This window comes from Streptomyces sp. NPDC020742, from assembly GCF_040641675.1.
Classification (GTDB): domain Bacteria; phylum Actinomycetota; class Actinomycetes; order Streptomycetales; family Streptomycetaceae; genus Streptomyces.
In genome coordinates this window covers 74,812-92,646 of the sequence record NZ_JBFAEA010000024.1, presented here as the reverse complement: position 1 = coordinate 92,646, position 17,835 = coordinate 74,812, and the positions used below count along the sequence as shown (strand labels likewise).

The 17,835-nt window shown below is 71.0% G+C and carries 12 protein-coding genes; 7 read left to right on the top strand and 5 right to left on the bottom strand.

Features of this window, described 5'->3' with window-relative positions:
• Window positions 1–55: 55 nt before the first annotated feature.
• Both raiA and AB0G84_RS29725 read left to right on the top strand, forming a co-directional pair.
• Window positions 56–742 (top strand): ribosome-associated translation inhibitor RaiA, encoded by a 687-nt coding sequence (gene raiA / locus AB0G84_RS29730; RefSeq protein ID WP_361327422.1) that lies wholly within the window; start codon window positions 56–58, stop codon window positions 740–742.
• A 233-nt stretch (window positions 743–975) separates the two neighbouring features.
• Window positions 976–1,725: a response regulator transcription factor gene (locus AB0G84_RS29725; protein ID WP_361327419.1), complete on the top strand. Its 750-nt coding sequence runs from the start codon at window positions 976–978 to the stop codon at window positions 1,723–1,725.
• Between the two features lie 37 nt (window positions 1,726–1,762).
• Here the strand turns inward: AB0G84_RS29725 and AB0G84_RS29720 are convergent, their stop codons facing one another.
• Both AB0G84_RS29720 and AB0G84_RS29715 read right to left on the bottom strand, forming a co-directional pair.
• Window positions 1,763–2,968 carry a crosslink repair DNA glycosylase YcaQ family protein gene (locus tag AB0G84_RS29720; protein WP_361327416.1) on the bottom strand — a complete coding sequence of 402 codons (1,206 nt, stop codon included), beginning with the start codon at window positions 2,966–2,968 and terminating at the stop codon, window positions 1,763–1,765.
• 186 nt (window positions 2,969–3,154) lie between these two features.
• The gene (locus AB0G84_RS29715) at window positions 3,155–3,781 is read right to left on the bottom strand and encodes a GNAT family protein (protein ID WP_361327413.1); all 627 of its coding nucleotides are present in this window, start codon (window positions 3,779–3,781) and stop codon (window positions 3,155–3,157) included.
• Window positions 3,782–4,033: 252 nt separating this feature from the next.
• On the opposite strand from AB0G84_RS29715, the gene secA reads away from it, so the two are divergent.
• Window positions 4,034–6,868 (top strand): preprotein translocase subunit SecA, encoded by a 2,835-nt coding sequence (gene secA, locus AB0G84_RS29710; protein ID WP_361327410.1) that lies wholly within the window; start codon window positions 4,034–4,036, stop codon window positions 6,866–6,868.
• A gap of 98 nt (window positions 6,869–6,966) precedes the next feature.
• Here secA and AB0G84_RS29705 read toward each other — a convergent pair whose 3' ends face one another.
• A complete protein-coding gene (locus AB0G84_RS29705) occupies window positions 6,967–7,632 on the bottom strand; it encodes an Rv3235 family protein (protein WP_361327407.1) in 666 nt (221 codons plus the stop codon).
• 461 nt (window positions 7,633–8,093) lie between these two features.
• On the opposite strand from AB0G84_RS29705, the gene AB0G84_RS29700 reads away from it, so the two are divergent.
• The 3 genes from AB0G84_RS29700 (at window position 8,094) to AB0G84_RS29690 (ending at window position 14,954) form a co-directional block, all read left to right on the top strand.
• Window positions 8,094–8,600: a hypothetical protein gene (locus tag AB0G84_RS29700; protein WP_361327404.1), complete on the top strand. Its 507-nt coding sequence runs from the start codon at window positions 8,094–8,096 to the stop codon at window positions 8,598–8,600.
• Between the two features lie 116 nt (window positions 8,601–8,716).
• Window positions 8,717–9,391, top strand: a complete 675-nt coding sequence (locus tag AB0G84_RS29695; protein ID WP_361327401.1) for an HAD family hydrolase — start codon at window positions 8,717–8,719, stop codon at window positions 9,389–9,391.
• 601 nt (window positions 9,392–9,992) lie between these two features.
• Window positions 9,993–14,954, top strand: a complete 4,962-nt coding sequence (locus tag AB0G84_RS29690) for an NAD-glutamate dehydrogenase (protein WP_361327398.1) — start codon at window positions 9,993–9,995, stop codon at window positions 14,952–14,954.
• Between the two features lie 125 nt (window positions 14,955–15,079).
• Here the strand turns inward: AB0G84_RS29690 and AB0G84_RS29685 are convergent, their stop codons facing one another.
• Both AB0G84_RS29685 and AB0G84_RS29680 read right to left on the bottom strand, forming a co-directional pair.
• Window positions 15,080–15,883, bottom strand: a complete 804-nt coding sequence (locus AB0G84_RS29685; RefSeq protein ID WP_361327461.1) for an ABC transporter ATP-binding protein — start codon at window positions 15,881–15,883, stop codon at window positions 15,080–15,082.
• A 4-nt stretch (window positions 15,884–15,887) separates the two neighbouring features.
• A complete protein-coding gene (locus AB0G84_RS29680; protein ID WP_361327395.1) occupies window positions 15,888–16,823 on the bottom strand; it encodes an ABC transporter permease in 936 nt (311 codons plus the stop codon).
• 133 nt (window positions 16,824–16,956) lie between these two features.
• Between AB0G84_RS29680 and AB0G84_RS29675 the strand changes: the two genes are divergently transcribed.
• The gene (locus tag AB0G84_RS29675) at window positions 16,957–17,619 is read left to right on the top strand and encodes a TetR/AcrR family transcriptional regulator (protein ID WP_361327392.1); all 663 of its coding nucleotides are present in this window, start codon (window positions 16,957–16,959) and stop codon (window positions 17,617–17,619) included.
• The last annotated feature ends 216 nt before the right edge of the window (window positions 17,620–17,835 follow it).

Below are 17,835 nucleotides of genomic sequence, written 5' to 3'. Positions count from 1 at the left end.
GCAAGAAGGAATCGCCCCGCCCGACGGGTGGAGCGATCCGGGAACGGAGTTCTGCGTGGACATCGTCGTCAAGGGCCGCAAGACCGAGGTGCCCGAGCGGTTCCGCAAGCACGTGGCCGAGAAGCTGAAGCTGGACAAGGTCCAGAAGCTCGATGCCAAGGTGATCAGCCTGGACGTCGAGGTGTCCAAGGAGCCCAACCCGCGGCAGGCCGACCGTTCCGACCGAGTGGAGATCACGCTCCGCTCCCGTGGCCCGGTGGTCCGGGCCGAGGCGGCCGCAGCCGACCCGTACGCCGCGCTGGACCTGGCAACCGCCAAGCTGGAGGCGCGGCTGCGGAAGCAGCACGACAAGCGCTTCTCGCGGCGTGGCAACGGCCGAATTCCGGCGAGCGAGGTCGCGGTCAGCGTGCCCGACGCCGCGAATCTGAACCCCAACGGCGAACTCGCCGCCGAAGCCGAGGAGAAGATCCCCACCACGAAGATGGGGTCGATCGACGTCCAGGGTGAAGGGCCGCTGATCGTCCGGGAGAAGACCCACTCGGCCGCACCGATGTCGCTCGACCAGGCGCTCAATGAGATGGAGTTGGTCGGTCACGACTTCTATCTCTTCGTCGACGCCGACACCAAGCTCCCCAGTGTCGTCTACCGGCGGCACGCATACGACTACGGCGTCATCCACCTGAACCCCGATTTGTTCGGGGAGGAAGAGCCCGGCGGCGCAGGCGGCGCGCTGGGCGGCTGAACCCCACCCGCTCGGTGCCCCCGGCGTACGCCGGGGGCACCATCGTGCCCGGAGAAAGCAGGAGTTGAAGCCGTATAGTGTTTGTGCCGGCCAGGGAGTACGGGGACGCAAAGCGGCGACGAGCCGGGGAGACGGTCGTATGGCATTGATCGGGCTGGCCGCCGAGGGCTGCTGTCAACCAGCCTTATGTCCAAGCTCTGTCCTTTCGGCGGAGTAGGTGACGGGGAGGATCCATGGGGGACAGTTTTGGGCCCGTGCGCGGTGACGCGGACGACGAGGAAGGCGGCACCGGCGACGACCGGGCCATGAGCGTGCCGCGCCAGGAGCCGATCCGGGTCCTGGTGGTGGATGACCACGCGCTCTTCCGCAGAGGCCTGGAGATCGTCCTGGCCCAGGAGGAGGACATCCAGGTCGTCGGCGAGGCGGGAGACGGCGCGGAGGCGGTCGACAAGGCCGCCGACCTGCTGCCCGACATCGTGCTGATGGACGTACGGATGCCCAAGCGCGGCGGGATCGAGGCCTGCACCTCCCTCAAGGAGGTGGCCCCCAGCGCGAAGATCATCATGCTGACGATCAGCGACGAGGAGGCCGACCTCTACGACGCGATCAAGGCCGGCGCCACCGGCTACCTCCTCAAGGAGATCTCCACCGACGAGGTGGCGACCGCGATCCGCGCGGTGGCGGACGGGCAGTCGCAGATCAGCCCGTCGATGGCGTCGAAGCTCCTGACCGAGTTCAAGTCGATGATCCAGCGCACCGACGAGCGCCGGCTGGTGCCCGCGCCCCGGCTCACCGACCGTGAGCTGGAGGTCCTCAAGTTGGTCGCCACCGGCATGAACAACCGCGACATCGCCAAGGAACTCTTCATCTCCGAGAACACGGTGAAGAACCACGTCCGCAACATCCTGGAGAAGCTGCAACTGCACTCCCGGATGGAGGCCGTGGTGTACGCGATGCGGGAGAAGATCCTCGAGATCCGCTGAGCGGCCGGGGCGTCGGCGTCCGGCCGCTCCCCGCCGCTCAGACCGGCGGCTGCAGTCGGTCCAGCTCCGCGCGCAGGGCGGCGGCCAGCCGCGGGTCGTCACAGCGCTCGACGCGCACCGCGTCACAGCCGACCCAGCCCGCGGCCTCCAGCAGGGCCTGAGCCATCGGGGCGACGGCCTTGTCGTCCTGCATCGAGACCTGGCGGGCGACGAGGGTGGTGCCCTCGCGGCCCGGGTCCACCCGGCCCCGCAGCCGGCCGCCGGCCAGCAGGGGCATCGCGAAGTAGCCGTGTATCCGCTGGGGGCGGGGGACGTAGGCCTCCAGGCGGTGGGTGAAGCCGAAGATCCGTTCCGTGCGGGGGCGGTCCCAGATCAGGGAATCGAACGGTGAGAGCAGGGTCGTACGGTGCCGGCCGCGGGGCGGGGTGGCGAGCGCGGCCGGATCGGCCCAGGCCGGCTTCCGCCAGCCCTCGACCTCGACCGGCACCAGGCCGGAATCGGCGATCACGGCATCGACCTGCTCGCCCTTGAGACGGTGGTAGTCCGCGAGGTCGGCGCGGGTGGCCACGCCCAGGGCGGCCCCGGCCTGGGCGACCAGGCGGCGCAGGCAGGCGGTGTCGTCGAGGTCGTCGTGGAGCAGGGGGCCGGGGACGGCACGCTCGGCGAGGTCGTAGACCCGCTTCCAGGCGCGGCGCCGGGTGCAGACCACCTCGCCGGTGTCCAGCAGCCACTCCACCGCGATCTTGGTTTCGGACCAGTCCCACCACTCTCCGCCGTTGCGTCCGCCGCCCAGCTCCGTGGTGGTCAGCGGGCCGTCCGCCGTCAGCCGGTCCAGGACGGCGGCGCAGGAGCGCTCGCGGTCCGCCATGAGGTGCCAGCGGTGCCCCTTGGCGCGCCGGGCGCGGCGGCGGAAGGCGAAGTGCGGCCACTCCTCGATGGGCAGGATGCAGGCCGCGTGCGACCAGTACTCGAAGCTGTGCCCGTCGGCCCAGTAGGCGGACTCGACGTCCGGGCGGCCGACGGCGCCGAGGCGGGCGTAGGGGACCAGCTCGTGGGAGCGGGCCAGCACCGAGATGGTGTCCAGCTGTACGGCGCCGAGGTGCCGCAGCACACCGCGGACCCCCGCCCTGCGGTCCGGAGCGCCGAGCAGGCCCTGGGCCCGCAGGGATAGGCGCCGGGCGTCGTCCCGGGAGAGCGTGGTCACGGGCTTGGGCAGGGCCGGTGGTTGTGTCACGGCGGTCATGCGGAACAGCGTAGGGGCGGCCACTGACAACGGGCCCGGGCCGTAAGCGGCCGACCGGGACCGCCGCGGCACGCCCATCACACCCGCCACGTCAGGGCACATCTGTCGCGTCAAGCCACATCCGTCGCGTCAAGCCGCATCCGCCACGCCCGACACACCCGCCGGGCGCCGGCGGACCGGAGCGGTTCAGCGGGGGTGGGGCAGGTAGGGCATGCCGTCGGGCAGCGAGAGGCCGGCGGTGCCGTCCGAGGCGTACTGCGGGTCCCCGGCCAAGTCGGAGGGGAGGAGGGAGCCGATCCAGGCGTCCCGGCGGGTCCCGGAGTGCACCAGCTTGGCCCGCAGGGCGCCCTCCCGCTGGAAGCCGAGTCGGCGGGCGACCGCCCAGGAGCCCGCGTTGCCGACCTCCGCCACCCACTCCATCCGCTCCACGCCGAGCTCGTGGAACGCCCAGCGGAGCACGGCCCGGCCCGCCTCGACGGTGTAGCCCCGGCCGCGCTGCTCCTTCGCCGTCCAGTAGCCCAGCTCGGCCTGCCGCTGGGGAGCGTGCAGGGCCAGGCGGACCAGGCCCATGGCGCCGACCAGGGAGCCGTCCGCCCGGGAGACGACGGCGAAGTCGTAGGCGGTGTCGTCCCGCCAGCCGTCGGGGACGACCGTGCCGGTGAACTGCTCGGCGTGCTGGAGCGTGTAGGGGGAGGGGACGCTCGTCCAGCGCGGGATGTCGGGCTCCTGGCAGGCGGCGTGCACGGCGGGCGCGTCGCCGGGCTCGAAGGGGCGCAGCACCAGGCGCTCGGTGGTGAGGGTGACGGGCTTCATGGCCTGATTCTGCGAGCTTGCGGAAGACCCCGCGACGGATTTTTCGGCGTGATTCCCGGCACCCGTGCGGCACCTTCCCGCGGCCTCGTGCGTTCACGTGGGGAAGGGACAGCGGCGTTCGCTGCGGCGGTCCTCCCGGCTCGGCGGCGTCCTCCTTTACGATGGCCGTTGCGGCGGGGCCTGCCCCCTTGGAAAAATGCCGCGCCCGCGCACTCGACCGTGCAGGCCCGACCGGCAAGGAGACCAGCCCTAGTGTCCGTCTTGACGAAGATCATGCGTGCAGGCGAAGGAAAGATCCTGCGCAAGCTGCACCGCATCGCGGGCCAGGTCAACTCCATCGAGGAGGATTTCGCGGCCCTCTCCGACGCCGAGCTGCGGGCGCTCACGGACGAGTACAAGCAGCGCTACGAGGACGGCGAGAGCCTCGACGACCTGCTGCCCGAGGCGTTCGCCACGGTCCGTGAGGCCGCCAAGCGGGTGCTCGGCCAGCGCCACTACGACGTCCAGCTGATGGGCGGCGCGGCCCTTCACCTGGGGTATGTAGCCGAGATGAAGACCGGTGAGGGCAAGACCCTGGTGGGTACCCTCCCGGCGTACCTCAACGCGCTGTCCGGCAAGGGCGTCCACCTGATCACGGTCAATGACTACCTGGCCGAGCGGGACTCCGAGATGATGGGCCGGGTACACAAGTTCCTGGGCCTGACGGTCGGTTGCATCCTCGCCGACATGACCCCGGCGCAGCGCCGTGAGCAGTACAACTGCGACATCACCTACGGCACGAACAACGAGTTCGGCTTCGACTACCTGCGCGACAACATGGCCTGGTCGCAGGACGAACTCGTCCAGCGGGGCCACAACTTCGCCATCGTCGACGAGGTCGACTCGATCCTCGTCGACGAGGCCCGTACGCCGCTGATCATCTCCGGCCCGGCGGACTCGGCCACCAAGTGGTACGGCGACTTCGCCAAGTTGGTGCAGCGCCTGAAGCGGGGCGAGCCGGCCAACCCGCAGCGCGGCGTCGAGGAGACCGGCGACTACGACGTCGACGAGAAGAAGCGCACGGTCGGCATCCACGAGTCCGGTGTCAGCAAGGTCGAGGACTGGCTGGGCATCGAGAATCTGTACGAGTCGGTCAATACGCCGCTGGTCGGGTACCTCAACAACGCCATCAAGGCCAAGGAGCTGTTCAAGAACGACAAGGACTACGTCGTCATCGACGGCGAGGTCATGATCGTCGACGAGCACACCGGCCGTATCCTCGCCGGCCGCCGCTACAACGAGGGCATGCACCAGGCCATCGAGGCGAAGGAGGGCGTGGAGATCAAGGACGAGAACCAGACGCTCGCCACGATCACCCTGCAGAACTTCTTCCGCCTCTACGACAAGCTCTCGGGCATGACCGGTACGGCCATGACCGAGGCCGCGGAGTTCCACCAGATCTACAAGCTCGGCGTGGTCCCGATCCCGACGAACCGGCCGATGGTCCGCAAGGACCAGGCGGACCTGATCTACCGCACCGAGCCCGCGAAGTTCGACGCGGTCGTCGAGGACATCGTCGAGAAGCACGGCAAGGGCCAGCCGATCCTGGTCGGTACGACCTCCGTGGAGAAGTCCGAGTACCTCTCCCAGCAGCTCAACAAGCGCGGTGTCCGGCACGAGGTCCTCAACGCCAAGCAGCACGACCGGGAGGCGTCGATCGTCGCCCAGGCCGGCCGCAAGGGCTCGGTCACGGTCGCCACGAACATGGCCGGCCGCGGTACGGACATCAAGCTCGGCGGCAACCCCGACGACCTCGCCGAGGCCGAGCTGCGGCAGATGGGCCTGGACCCGGTCGAGCACGTCGAGGAGTGGGCGGCCGCGCTGCCCGCCGCCCTGGAGCGGGCCGAGGCCGCGGTCAAGGCGGAGTTCGAGGAGGTCAAGGAGCTCGGCGGGCTGTATGTGCTGGGCACCGAGCGGCACGAGTCGCGCCGGATCGACAACCAGCTGCGCGGCCGCTCCGGCCGTCAGGGCGACCCGGGCGAGTCGCGGTTCTACCTCTCGCTGGGCGACGACCTGATGCGCCTGTTCAAGGCCCAGATGGTCGAGCGGGTCATGGCGATGGCCAATGTGCCCGACGACGTCCCGATCGAGAACAAGATGGTGACCCGGGCGATCGCCTCCGCGCAGTCGCAGGTCGAGCAGCAGAACTTCGAGACGCGCAAGAACGTCCTGAAGTACGACGAGGTGCTCAACCGTCAGCGTGAGGTCATCTACGGCGAGCGTCGGCGCGTTCTGGAGGGCGAGGACCTGCAGGACCAGATCAAGCACTTCATGGACGACACCATCGACGCCTACATCCAGGCCGAGACCGTCGAGGGCTTCGCCGAGGAGTGGGACCTGGACCGCCTGTGGGGCGCGTTCAAGCAGCTCTACCCGGTGAAGGTGACCATCGAGGAGCTGGAGGAGGAGGCCGGCGACCGCGCGGGCATCACCTCCGACTTCATCGCCGACGCCGTCAAGGAAGACATCGGCGAGCAGTACGCGGCCCGTGAGGAGCAGCTCAGCTCGGACGTCATGCGGGAGCTGGAGCGCCGGGTCGTGCTGTCCGTCCTGGACCGCAAGTGGCGTGAGCACCTTTACGAGATGGACTACCTCCAGGAGGGCATCGGCCTGCGGGCGATGGCCCAGAAGGACCCGCTGGTCGAGTACCAGCGGGAGGGCTTCGACATGTTCACCGCGATGATGGAGGGCATCAAGGAGGAGTCCGTCGGCTACCTGTTCAACCTGGAGGTCCAGGTGGAGCAGCAGGTCGAGGAGGTCCCGGTGGAGGAGGCGGCCCAGGCGCCGTCGCTGGACAAGGAGCTCCAGGGTGCGGTGCCGGCTGGTGCCGGGCGCCCGGAGATCCACGCCAAGGGCCTGGAGGCGCCGCAGCGTCCCGACCGGCTGCACTTCACCGCGCCCAAGGTGGACGGTGACGGCAGCGTCATCGAGGGCGACTTCATCAGCGATGAGGAGGCCGGCGGCCCGGCCCGTTCCGAGGCGGACGGGCTGACCCGTGCGGAGCGCCGCAAGGCCCAGAAGAGCAGCGGACGCCGTCGTAAGAAGTGACCGATGAGCGGTGATGCGGCCGCGGTGCCTGGCACCGCCGCCGGATGACGGAGAGCGCCCCGGCCGGGGAACGGCCGGGGCGCTCGTGCGTCCGGCGGTCATCGGGCCGGGCTCCCGGTGCCGGGGGCCGGGCCGAGGTCGAGCGCGGCACAGCGCCAGCGGGAGTCCGCGCCCAGCTCCAGTCGGAAGGCGAGGGCCCGCAGCCGCTCACCGGTGGCGATCCGGGCGAACGCCTCGATGACGCCGCGGCCCGGCCGGCACAGCCCGCACTCCCGCAGGGCCGGCACGGGGCCGCGGCGCCCCGCGACGAGGGGCCGCAGCGGCGCCTGCGGGGCGAGCTCCGCCAGCCGGTCGTAGGCGGCGGGCAGCGCGTGCCCCAGCAGGGCGTGTACCGGCCGCTGTCCGCTGAGCGTGAGCACCAGCTGCTCGGCGAACCACAGGTGCGGCCGGCTCTGCCGGGCCCTGCGCTGGGCGCCGACGGTCGGCAGGGGTGGAGTGCCGGGGCCGGCGGCGCGGGCCTGGCGGGAGCCGGTGCGGGTGGGGCCGCGGCCGGCCGCTCCGGGGCCCCGACCGGCCGGGCCGAGGGGGCGCCGGGTCGCGGCGGGGGCCCGCCGGGGCCGGGGGACGGTCACTGGTGCTGGTGCTGGTGCTGGTGCTGGTGCCGGTGCGGCGGCCGGACCGGTCGCGGCCGGGCGGGCCGGGCGGGCCGGCGGGGTGCGGGGGTCCGACGGGGTGCCGGCCGGTTCCTGCGCCGTGGGTGCCATCGATGTCATCGGTGCTGTCGGTGCTGTCGGTGCTGTCGGTGCAGTGGGTGCCGTCGGTGCGGTCCGCGGGCCCGGCACAGTGCCGGTGCGGCGGACGGCGCCGGTGTGGGTGGCCGTGTCGTGGGCGGCGGTGGTGCGGGTCGTGGTGCCGTTGCCGACGGTCGTGATGGTGATCGCCCCCGTGGTGCCGGGCCCGGTGAATTACTGGGCGGTAGCTTTTTGGTGGGGACCTTTCGTACCGGCGGGGACGAGGGGGCGGCAAGGCGCGGCGGGGCCCAAGAGCGATGGTGCGGAGTTCACCCGTCCGTGGTGCCGGCCCGGGGTTGAGCGCCGGGAGCGGGGTGCGGGACGGGCCCGGAGCGGGCGCCACCGGGGCCGGCGGGCGGCACGATGGGGGACTCACGCCCGTATGCTGGCTGGACCATCGACGGTGTCGAGCGAATCGAGCGGAAGCGGCTGCCATGCGCGTCTACGTCCCCCTGACCCTCTCCGGACTGGCAGCGGCCCACAAGAACGGCGAGCTGGGCGCCGGCCCCCTGGGCGCGTACGCGGTGACGCCCGCGCTGCGCGAGTGGTACGTCTCGGACGACATCGAGGAGCTGGAGTACGCCGCGCTCAACCGCGCGGCCCAGGCCTCACTGCGGCTGCTCGCCGGGGACCCACAGGTGGCGCGGCGCCGCGTGGTGGTGGCCGTGGACGTGCCGGACGGCGCGGCGGTGGCGGACCCGGACCGCGGGCTGGACCAGTCGGCGCTCGGCGAGGTACGGGTCGCCGGGCCGGTGCTGCTGTCGAAGGCCGCGTCGGTGCATGTGGACGCCGAGGACGCGGTGGCGGACATCGCGGCGGCCGCGGCGGCGCTCGGCGCGGCGGACCAGGGCGACGACGACGCGCAGTTCACCGTGGACGGCGCCGAGGACCACGACCTGATGTGGTTCGGCGTGCAGGAGATTCCCGAACTGATCGGCTGATACCGGCGCCGGAGCAGCGCCGTTCTCGCCGTTCCGGCTGCGCTGTCAGTGCGGCCGGGTACGTTTTCTGCAGGGAGGCAGCGCGCGAGCGCACGGAGATCGACCTGGGGAAACGCATGGGGAAGCACGCCACACACATCGTCTGGGACTGGAACGGCACCCTGTTCCACGACATCGACGCCGTCATCGGGGCGACCAACTCCGCCTTCGAGGAGATCGGGCTGGAGCCGATCACCCTGGAGATCTACCGGGAGCTGTACTGCGTGCCCATCCCGCAGTTCTACGAGCGGCTGATGGGGCGGATGCCGTCGGAGGCGGAGTGGCTGGTGATGGACGAGGCGTTCCACCGGCACTACAGCGCGCACCGGCTCGGCTGCGGTCTGACCGAGGGGGCGGACCGGCTCCTGGAGAGTTGGCAGGAGTCGGGGCGCAGCCAGTCGATCCTCAGCATGTTCGGGCACGACGAGCTGATACCGCTCGTCCGCGGCTTCGGCATCGAGTCGCGGTTCGTGCGGGTGGACGGCCGTACGGGGCCCTCCGGTGGCACCAAGAGCGCGCAGATGGTGCGGCATCTGGCGGCGATGGAGCGGGTGGACCCGGGGCGGACGGTCGTGGTCGGGGACGCCGTGGACGATGCGGTGGCGGCGCGGGACGCCGGTGCCTATGCGGTGCTGTACACCGGCGGGTCGCACAGCCGCGGGAGCCTGGAGTCCGCCGCGGTGCCGGGGGTACCGGTGGTGGACAGCCTCGCCGAGGCCGTGGAGCTGGCGGAGGCCATCGTCGTCGGATAGCGGCGGCCGGGACCGTGGCGACCGCCGGGCGCCGGCGGGGCGGCGGTGACCTCCTGTCCGGCGTCCTGTTCGGCGGTCACCTCCGTCCCGGCGTCCTGTTCGGCGGCCACTTCGGTCCGGCGTCCTGTCCGGCGGTCACCTCCGTTGCCGTCCCGGCCTCCCGGCCGGTGTCCGGACCGGTGTGCTGCGCGGCGATGGCGCCCACGGGCGCGGCGCCCCGGGCGGCGGGGGGACGCATACGCCGCCCTTTGCGGCGTTGTCCAGAAGGTCCAAGTCCGCACCGAGGTTTTGTACGCACAAGGCCCATGACGGCACCCGTGGAGGGAGCGATAGCCTTGCACCGTGATCAGCGCGATATCCCGCGGGGGCGCCGAGGCCCCCGCCCTGCGCCCGGGGCACTACCGTGACCGGGCGGTCGCTGGTCCTTGCGGCCGACGCACCATGTCGACTCCTCCAAAGTTCGTCGATATCGGAGCGGCCCCCTCCCCACGCGGCATAGCGTCGACAGCGACAGGACACCCCGCGTCGCTCCAGCGTTGTGCGGCTTCCACACCGTTCTTCCACAACGTCACGCAACGGCGCGCGACAGGAGCCAGAGGACATGCAGACCAAGCTGGACGAAGCCAAGACCGAGCTGCTCGCCAGGGCCGCCCGGGTCGTTGAAAGCAGCCCGGCCGGGGGCAAGCACCCGGTACGCGGTCTCGACCCGGACTTCCTGACGGGATTTCTCCAGCGCTACTACCTGCACACCGCCCCTGAGGACCTGATCGACCGGGATCCGGTCGACGTCTTCGGCGCCGCGCTCTCGCACTACCGCCTGGCGGAGCAGCGTCCGCAGGGCACCGCGAACGTCCGGGTGCACACGCCGACGGTCGAGGAGAACGGCTGGACCTGCACCCACTCCGTCGTCGAGGTCGTCACCGACGACATGCCCTTCCTGGTCGACTCGGTCACCAATGAGCTCTCGCGCCAGGGCCGCGGCATCCACCTGGTGATCCACCCGCAGGTGATCGTCCGCCGTGACCTCACCGGCAAGCTCATCGAGGTGCTCGACACCAACGGCGAGGTGTACGGCAACGGCGCCCGGGGCAAGACCGCCGAGCTGCCGCACGACGCGGTGGCCGAGTCCTGGATCCACGTCGAGACCGACCGCGAGACCGACCGGGAGGACCTCAGCCAGATCACCGCGGATCTGCTGCGGGTGCTCTCCGACGTCCGTGAAGCCGTCGAGGACTGGGACAAGATGCGCGGCGCCGCGCTGAGCATCGCCGCGCAGATGTCCTCCGAGCCGCTCCCCGACGACCTGCCCCCGACGGAGGTCGAGGAGGCCCAGGAGCTGCTGCGGTGGCTGTCCGATGACCACTTCACCTTCATCGGCTACCGCGAGTACGCCCTGGACTCCGCGCCCGGTGAGGGCGGCGTCCAGGAGGACGTGCTGACCGCCGTGCCCGGGACCGGGCTGGGGATACTGCGCTCGGACCCCCCGCACCGCGAGAGCGACGCCGGCCACCCCGTCTCGCCGTCCTTCAACCGGCTGCCCGCCGACGCCCGCGCCAAGGCCCGTGAGCACAAGCTGCTCATCCTGACCAAGGCCAACAGCCGCGCCACCGTCCACCGGCCCTCCTACCTCGACTACGTCGGGGTGAAGAAGTTCGACGCGCAGGGCAACGTCATCGGGGAGCGGCGCTTCCTGGGCCTGTTCTCCTCGGCCGCGTACACCGAGTCCGTGCGCCGGGTGCCGGTCATCCGCCGCAAGGTCGCCGAGGTCCTCGAAGGCGCCGGCTTCACCCCGGACAGCCACGACGGCCGCGACCTGCTGCAGATCCTGGAGACCTACCCGCGCGACGAGCTCTTCCAGACCCCGGTCGACGAGCTGCGGTCCATCGCCACCAGCGTGCTCTACCTGCAAGAGCGCCGTCGGCTGCGGCTCTTCCTGCGCCAGGACGAGTACGGCCGGTACTACTCCGCGCTGGTCTACCTCCCGCGGGACCGCTACACCACCGCCGTCCGGCTGCGCCTGATCGACATCCTCAAGGAGGAGCTCGGCGGCACCAGCGTCGACTTCACCGCCTGGAACACCGAGTCGGTGCTGTCCCGACTGCACTTCGTCATCCGCGTCCAGCCCGGCGCGACCCTGTCCGACCTCACCGACGCCGATGCCGACCGCATCGAGGCCCGGCTGGTGGAGGCCGCCCGCTCCTGGGCCGACGGCTTCTCCGAGGCGCTGGTCGCCGAGGTCGGTGAGGAGCGCGCGGCCGAACTGATGCGCCGCTACGGCCACGCCTTCCCCGAGGGCTACAAGGCCGACAACAGCCCGCGCAGCGCCGTCGCCGACATCCAGCACCTGGTGAAGCTCACCGAGGAGCCCGGCAAGGACTTCTCCGTCAGCCTCTACGAGCCGGTGGGTGCGGCCCCCGGCGAGCGCCGCTTCAAGATCTACCGCACCGGTGAGCCGGTCTCGCTGTCGCGGGTGCTGCCCGGCCTGAACCGCCTGGGCGTCGAGGTCATCGACGAGCGCCCGCACGAGCTGCGCTGCGCCGACTCCTCGCTGGCCTGGGTCTACGACTTCGGGCTGCGGATGCCGGAGCACGTCAAGGGCGATGACGCCCGCGACCGTTTCCAGGAAGCGTTCACTGCGGTGTGGACCGGCGCGGCCGAGAGCGACAACTTCAACACGCTGGTGCTGCGGGCCGGGCTCAACTGGCGCCAGGCGATGGTGCTGCGCGCCTACGCCAAGTACCTGCGGCAGGCCGGGTCGACCTTCAGCCAGACGTACATGGAGGACACCCTCTCCAACAACGTCCACACCACCCGGCTGCTGGTCTCGCTCTTCGAGGCGCGGATGTCGCCGGAGCGGCAGAGCGCGGGCACCGAGCTGACCGACGGGCTGCTGGAGGAGCTGGACGGCGCGCTGGACCAGGTCGCCTCCCTGGACGAGGACCGGATCCTGCGGTCCTTCCTCACGGTCATCAAGGCGACGCTGCGCACCAACCACTACCAGAAGAACGCCCAGGGCCAGCCGCACGGCTACCTGTCGATGAAGCTGGACCCGCAGGCCATCCCCGACCTGCCGGCGCCCCGCCCGGCGTACGAGATCTGGGTGTACTCGCCCCGCGTCGAGGGTGTCCACCTGCGCTTCGGCAAGGTCGCGCGCGGTGGTCTGCGCTGGTCGGACCGTCGGGAGGACTTCCGCACCGAGATTCTCGGCCTGGTCAAGGCGCAGATGGTGAAGAACACCGTCATCGTGCCGGTCGGCGCCAAGGGCGGCTTCGTCGGCAAGCAGCTGCCGGACCCCTCGCAGGACCGGGACGCGTGGCTGGCCGAGGGCGTCGCCTGCTACCAGACCTTCATCTCCGGTCTGCTGGACATCACCGACAACCTCGTCGGTGGCGAGGTCGTCCCGCCGAAGAACGTGGTCCGCCACGACGAGGACGACACCTACCTCGTCGTCGCCGCCGACAAGGGCACCGCGACGTTCTCCGATATCGCCAACGAGGTCGCGCAGGCCTACGGCTTCTGGCTCGGGGACGCCTTCGCCTCCGGCGGCAGCGCCGGCTACGACCACAAGAAGATGGGCATCACCGCCCGCGGCGCCTGGGAGTCGGTCAAGCGGCACTTCCGCGAGCTGGGCCACGACACCCAGACCGAGGACTTCACCGTGGTCGGCGTCGGCGACATGTCCGGCGACGTCTTCGGCAACGGCATGCTGCTCAGCGAGCACATCCGGCTGGTGGCCGCGTTCGACCACCGGCACATCTTCCTCGACCCCAACCCGGACGCGGCGACCTCGTACGCCGAGCGCCGCCGGCTGTTCGAACTGCCCCGCTCGTCCTGGGCGGACTACGACACCGAGCTGCTCTCGCAGGGCGGCGGCGTCCACCCGCGCTCGGCGAAGTCCATCCCGATCACCGCGCAGGTCCGGGCCGCCCTCGGCATCGACGCCGGGGTGAAGAAGATGACCCCGGCCGACCTGATGCGGGCCATCTTCCGGGCGCCGGTCGACCTGCTGTGGAACGGCGGCATCGGCACCTATGTGAAGGCCGCGACGGAGTCCAACGCCGAGGTGGGCGACAAGGCCAACGACGCGATCCGGGTCAACGGCGAGGACCTGCGGGTCAAGGTGGTCGGCGAGGGCGGCAATCTGGGCCTGACCCAGCTGGGCCGGATCGAGTTCGCCATGGCCGGCGGGAAGATCAACACCGATGCGATCGACAACAGCGCCGGTGTGGACACCTCCGACCACGAGGTCAACATCAAGATCCTGCTCAACGCCGTGGTCGCCAACGGCGATATGACGGTCAAGCAGCGCAACAAGCTGCTGGCGGAGATGACCGACGAGGTCGGCGCGCTGGTGCTGCGCAACAACTACGCGCAGAACACCGCGCTGGCGCTGGCGCAGGCCCAGTCCCCCAGCATGCTCCACGCCCAGCAGCGCTTCCTGCGCCGCCTGGTGAGCGACGGCGCACTGGACCGGGCCCTGGAGTTCCTGCCCACCGACCGGCAGATCCGCGAGCGACTGAACACCGGCCGGGGCCTGACCCAGCCGGAGACCGCGGTGCTCCTGGCGTACACCAAGATCACGGTCTCCGAGGCGCTGATCCGGACGGTGCTGCCGGACGACGCCTACCTGGAGCGGCTGCTGCACGCCTACTTCCCCTCGGCGCTGCACGACCGCTTCCCCGAGCAGGTCGACGGGCACGCACTGCGCCGCGAGATCATCACCACGGTGCTGGTCAACGACACCGTCAACACCGGCGGTACGAGCTTCCTGCACCGGATGCGGGAGGAGACCGGCGCCTCCCTCGAAGAGGTCGTCCGGGCGCACACCGCGGCCCGTACGATCTTCGGGCTCAACCAGGTCTGGGACGACGTGGAGGCGCTGGACAATGTCGTCGCCGCCGACGTCCAGACCCGGATCCGGCTGCACTCGCGGCGGCTGGTCGAGCGCGGCACCCGCTGGCTGCTCAACAACCGCCCGCAGCCGCTGGAGCTGTCGGAGACCATCGGCTTCTTCGCGGAGCGGGTCGGCCAGGTCTGGGCGCAGCTGCCCAAGCTGCTGCAGGGCAGTGACCTGGAGTGGTTCCAGACCATCCTGGACGAGCTGACCGGCGCCGGGGTGCCCGAGCCGCTGGCCGTGCAGGTGTCCGGCTTCTCGTCGGTCTTCCCGGCGCTGGACATCGTCGCGGTGGCGGACCGGATGGGCAAGGAGCCGCTGGAGGTCGCCGAGGTCTACTACGACCTGGGCGAGCGGCTGCAGATCAACCAGCTGCTCGACCGCATCCTGGACCTGCCGCGCAACGACCGCTGGCAGTCGATGGCCCGCGCCTCGATCCGTGAGGACCTCTTCGCGGCGCATGCGGCGCTGACCGCGGAGGTGCTCTCGGCGGTCAACGGCTCCTCGACGCCGGAGCAGCGCTTCAAGGCCTGGGAGCAGGCGAACGGCGCGCTGCTGGGCCGCGCGCGGGCCACCCTGGAGGAGATCTACGGTTCGGAGGGCTTCGACCTGGCGAACCTGTCGGTCGCCATGCGGACGATGCGCACGCTGCTGCGGTCGCACAGCTGACGGACGGAGCACGACGGGGAAGGGGGCGGCGCCCGGTGCGCCGCCCCCTTCCCCGTGCCCGTACACGGGCCGCCGTTGCCCGCTGGGTGCGGGTGGAGTCCGCGTTCCCGGGCCGCCGTTGCCGGCTAGGAGCGGGTGAACTCCTCGTACGCCTCGATGACCTCGTCGGTGGGGCCGTCCATCAGCAGCTCGCCGCGCTCCAGCCACAGCACCCGGTCGCAGGTGTCCCGGATGGACTTGTTGTTGTGGCTCACCAGGAAGACCGTGCCGGCCTCCTTGCGCAGCTCGCGGATGCGGGCCTCGGAGCGCTTCTGGAAGGCGCGGTCACCGGTGGCCAGCGCCTCGTCGATCATCAGTACGTCGTGGTCCTTGGCCGCGGCGATGGAGAACCGCAGGCGGGCGGACATGCCGGAGGAGTAGGTGCGCATCGGCAGCGAGATGAAGTCGCCCTTCTCGTTGATGCCGGAGAAGTCGACGATGCCGTCGTAGCGCTCGCGGATCTGCTCGCGGGACATGCCCATCGCCAGGCCGCCGAGGAGGACGTTCTTCTCGCCGGTCAGGTCGTTCATCAGGGCCGCGTTGACGCCCAGCAGCGAGGGCTGGCCGTGGGTGTAGACCTTGCCGCGCTCGGCCGGCAGCAGACCGGCGGCGGCCTTGAGCAGGGTCGACTTGCCCGAGCCGTTGGAGCCGATCAGGCCGATCGACTCGCCGCGGTAGGCGGTGAAGGAGACGCCCTTGACCGCGTGCACCTCGCGCACGCCGGCGGACGGCTTGCGGCGGATGATCCGGTTGAGCGCCGCGGTGGCGCTGCCCTTGCCGGCGCCGGTGCCGTAGACCCGGTAGACGATGTGCAGATCGTCCGCGATCACGGTCGGGATGCGCGCCCCGGCGGCCTCGGTCGGCCGGCTGTCGTTGGTCTGTTCCGTCATGAGCTCAGCCACGTCCGTACCGCTCCTCGGCCTTCCAGAAGTACACGAATCCGATGACACCGGCCAGCAGCGCCCAGCCGGCGGCGAACGCCCAAACGTGGTGCGGCAGCTGCGCCTTGGTGAAGCTGTCGATCAGGGCGAAGCGCATCAGGTCGATGTAGACCGCCGCCGGGTTGGCGTTCAGCAGGAGCTCCACCAGGTGCGGGACGTGCTTGCCCTTGAGGATCAGGCTGATGTTGAACATCACGCCCGAGGCGTACATCCACGTCCGCATGATGAACGGCATCAGCTGTGCCAGGTCCGGCGTCTTGGCGCCGAGCCGGGCCATCACCATCGCCAGCCCGGTGTTGAACACAAACTGCAGCGCCAGCGCCGGGATCACCAGCAGCCACGACCAGGTCGGCATCTGCCCGAAGCACAGCAGGATGACGCCCAGCACGCCCATGGAGAACAGCAGCTGCTGGAGCTGCATCAGGCAGAACGAGATCGGCAGACAGGCCCGTGGGAAGTGCAGCGCCCGCACCAGCCCCAGGTTCCCCGAGATCGCCCGGGTCCCCGCCATCACCGAGTTCTGCAGGAAGGTGAAGATGAAGACGCCGGTGACCAGGAACGGGATGAAGTCCTGGACGCCCCGCTTGGTGCCGATCAGCACGCCGAAGATCAAGTAGTAGACGGCCGCGTTCAGCAGTGGGGTCACGACCTGCCAGAGCTGGCCGAGCCGGGCGCTGCTGTACTGCGCGGTCAGCTTGGCGCTGGCGAACGAGCCGATGAAGTGCCGGCGCTGCCACAGCTGGCGGACGTAGTCCGGCAGCGGTGCGCGGGCGCCGCTGACCGTCAGGCCGTGGTGGGCGGCCAGGGCCTGTAGATCGAGGTCGGGGGAGGCGCCGGATCCGGGAGTGCCGGCGGGCGCCGGGGCCGGGGGCGTGAGGGTCTCGGGCATGAGGGCCGCTTTCGCTTGCGTCCGGGGGCCGCGGAACGGCCACGATGGAACGGGTCCGTATCGTCGCGACGCCGACACTAAAGGGAGCTCACGTCGAAACGCAACCGTAGCGTCGTGACGGTAGGCTCATGGCATGGCAAAGAACGGGGCAGAAGTCAGCGCGCAGGAGCACAGCACGCAGGACCGCAGCGGGAAGGACTCCGCGGCCGGACGCCGGGCTCCGGCGGGGGCGGCGGTCCTGCGGGAGGACAAGACGGCGGCGATCCGCGCCGCGGTCTTCGAGGAACTGGCCGCGGTCGGCTTCGCCCGGATGTCGATCGAGGGCATCGCCCGCCGGGCGGGCGTCGGCAAGACCGCGGTCTACCGGCGGTGGCGCTCCAAGCTGCACCTCGTGCTCGACGTGGTCTCCGCGGTGGCGCTCGCCGGTCTGCCGTCGCCGGACACCGGATCGCTGCGCGGGGACGTCCGGATGCTGCTGGAGGTCGCGTCCCGTGCGCTGCGGCACCCGATGGCCTCGCAGATCCTCCCCGACCTGCTGGCCGAGGCGGCGCGCAGCCCGGAGCTGGCCGGGGCGCTCAGGACGGCGCTGCACGACAGTCAGCAGGGCGTCGCCGCCGCCATGGTGGCGCGGGCCGTGGAGCGCGGGGAGGTGCCCGCCGGCGTGGACGGCGCGCTGGCGCTGGACCTGCTGACCGGGCCGCTGTACTGGCGGCTGGTGGCGGTCCGGGACGACCTGCCGGACGGCTACCTCGACGCGCTGGCGCGGTCGGTGGTGACGGCCCTCGGGGCGAAGTGACGGCGTAGGGCGGTCAGTGCCGCCTGCGCCGCCACCCACGGGCGCCGGCCGGGCAGCCGGTTCGGCCTCCCCGGGGTGCGGACCGGGCGGTGGCCGAGGTGCCCGTGGCGTCCGTGGTGGCTGCGGCATGCGTGGCGTCTGAGGTGTCCAAGGCGTCTGAGGCGTCTAAGGCGTCTGAGGGGTCCGTGGCGTCCGTGGCGCCCCACTCGAGCGTCG

Excerpts from the sequence above, each read along its gene's own strand:
- AB0G84_RS29690 (WP_361327398.1), top strand. The coding sequence starts at position 9,993 with ATGCAGACCAAGCTGGACGAAGCCAAGACCGAGCTGCTCGCCAGGGCC.
- AB0G84_RS29720 (WP_361327416.1), bottom strand. The coding sequence starts at position 2,968 with ATGACCGCCGTGACACAACCACCGGCCCTGCCCAAGCCCGTGACCACG.
- AB0G84_RS29700 (WP_361327404.1), top strand. The coding sequence starts at position 8,094 with ATGCGCGTCTACGTCCCCCTGACCCTCTCCGGACTGGCAGCGGCCCAC.
- AB0G84_RS29705 (WP_361327407.1), bottom strand. The coding sequence starts at position 7,632 with ATGGCACCCACGGCGCAGGAACCGGCCGGCACCCCGTCGGACCCCCGC.
- AB0G84_RS29685 (WP_361327461.1), bottom strand. The coding sequence starts at position 15,883 with ATGACGGAACAGACCAACGACAGCCGGCCGACCGAGGCCGCCGGGGCG.
- AB0G84_RS29680 (WP_361327395.1), bottom strand. The coding sequence starts at position 16,823 with ATGCCCGAGACCCTCACGCCCCCGGCCCCGGCGCCCGCCGGCACTCCC.
- AB0G84_RS29725 (WP_361327419.1), top strand. The coding sequence starts at position 976 with ATGGGGGACAGTTTTGGGCCCGTGCGCGGTGACGCGGACGACGAGGAA.
- AB0G84_RS29715 (WP_361327413.1), bottom strand. The coding sequence starts at position 3,781 with ATGAAGCCCGTCACCCTCACCACCGAGCGCCTGGTGCTGCGCCCCTTC.
- AB0G84_RS29695 (WP_361327401.1), top strand. The coding sequence starts at position 8,717 with ATGGGGAAGCACGCCACACACATCGTCTGGGACTGGAACGGCACCCTG.
- AB0G84_RS29675 (WP_361327392.1), top strand. The coding sequence starts at position 16,957 with ATGGCAAAGAACGGGGCAGAAGTCAGCGCGCAGGAGCACAGCACGCAG.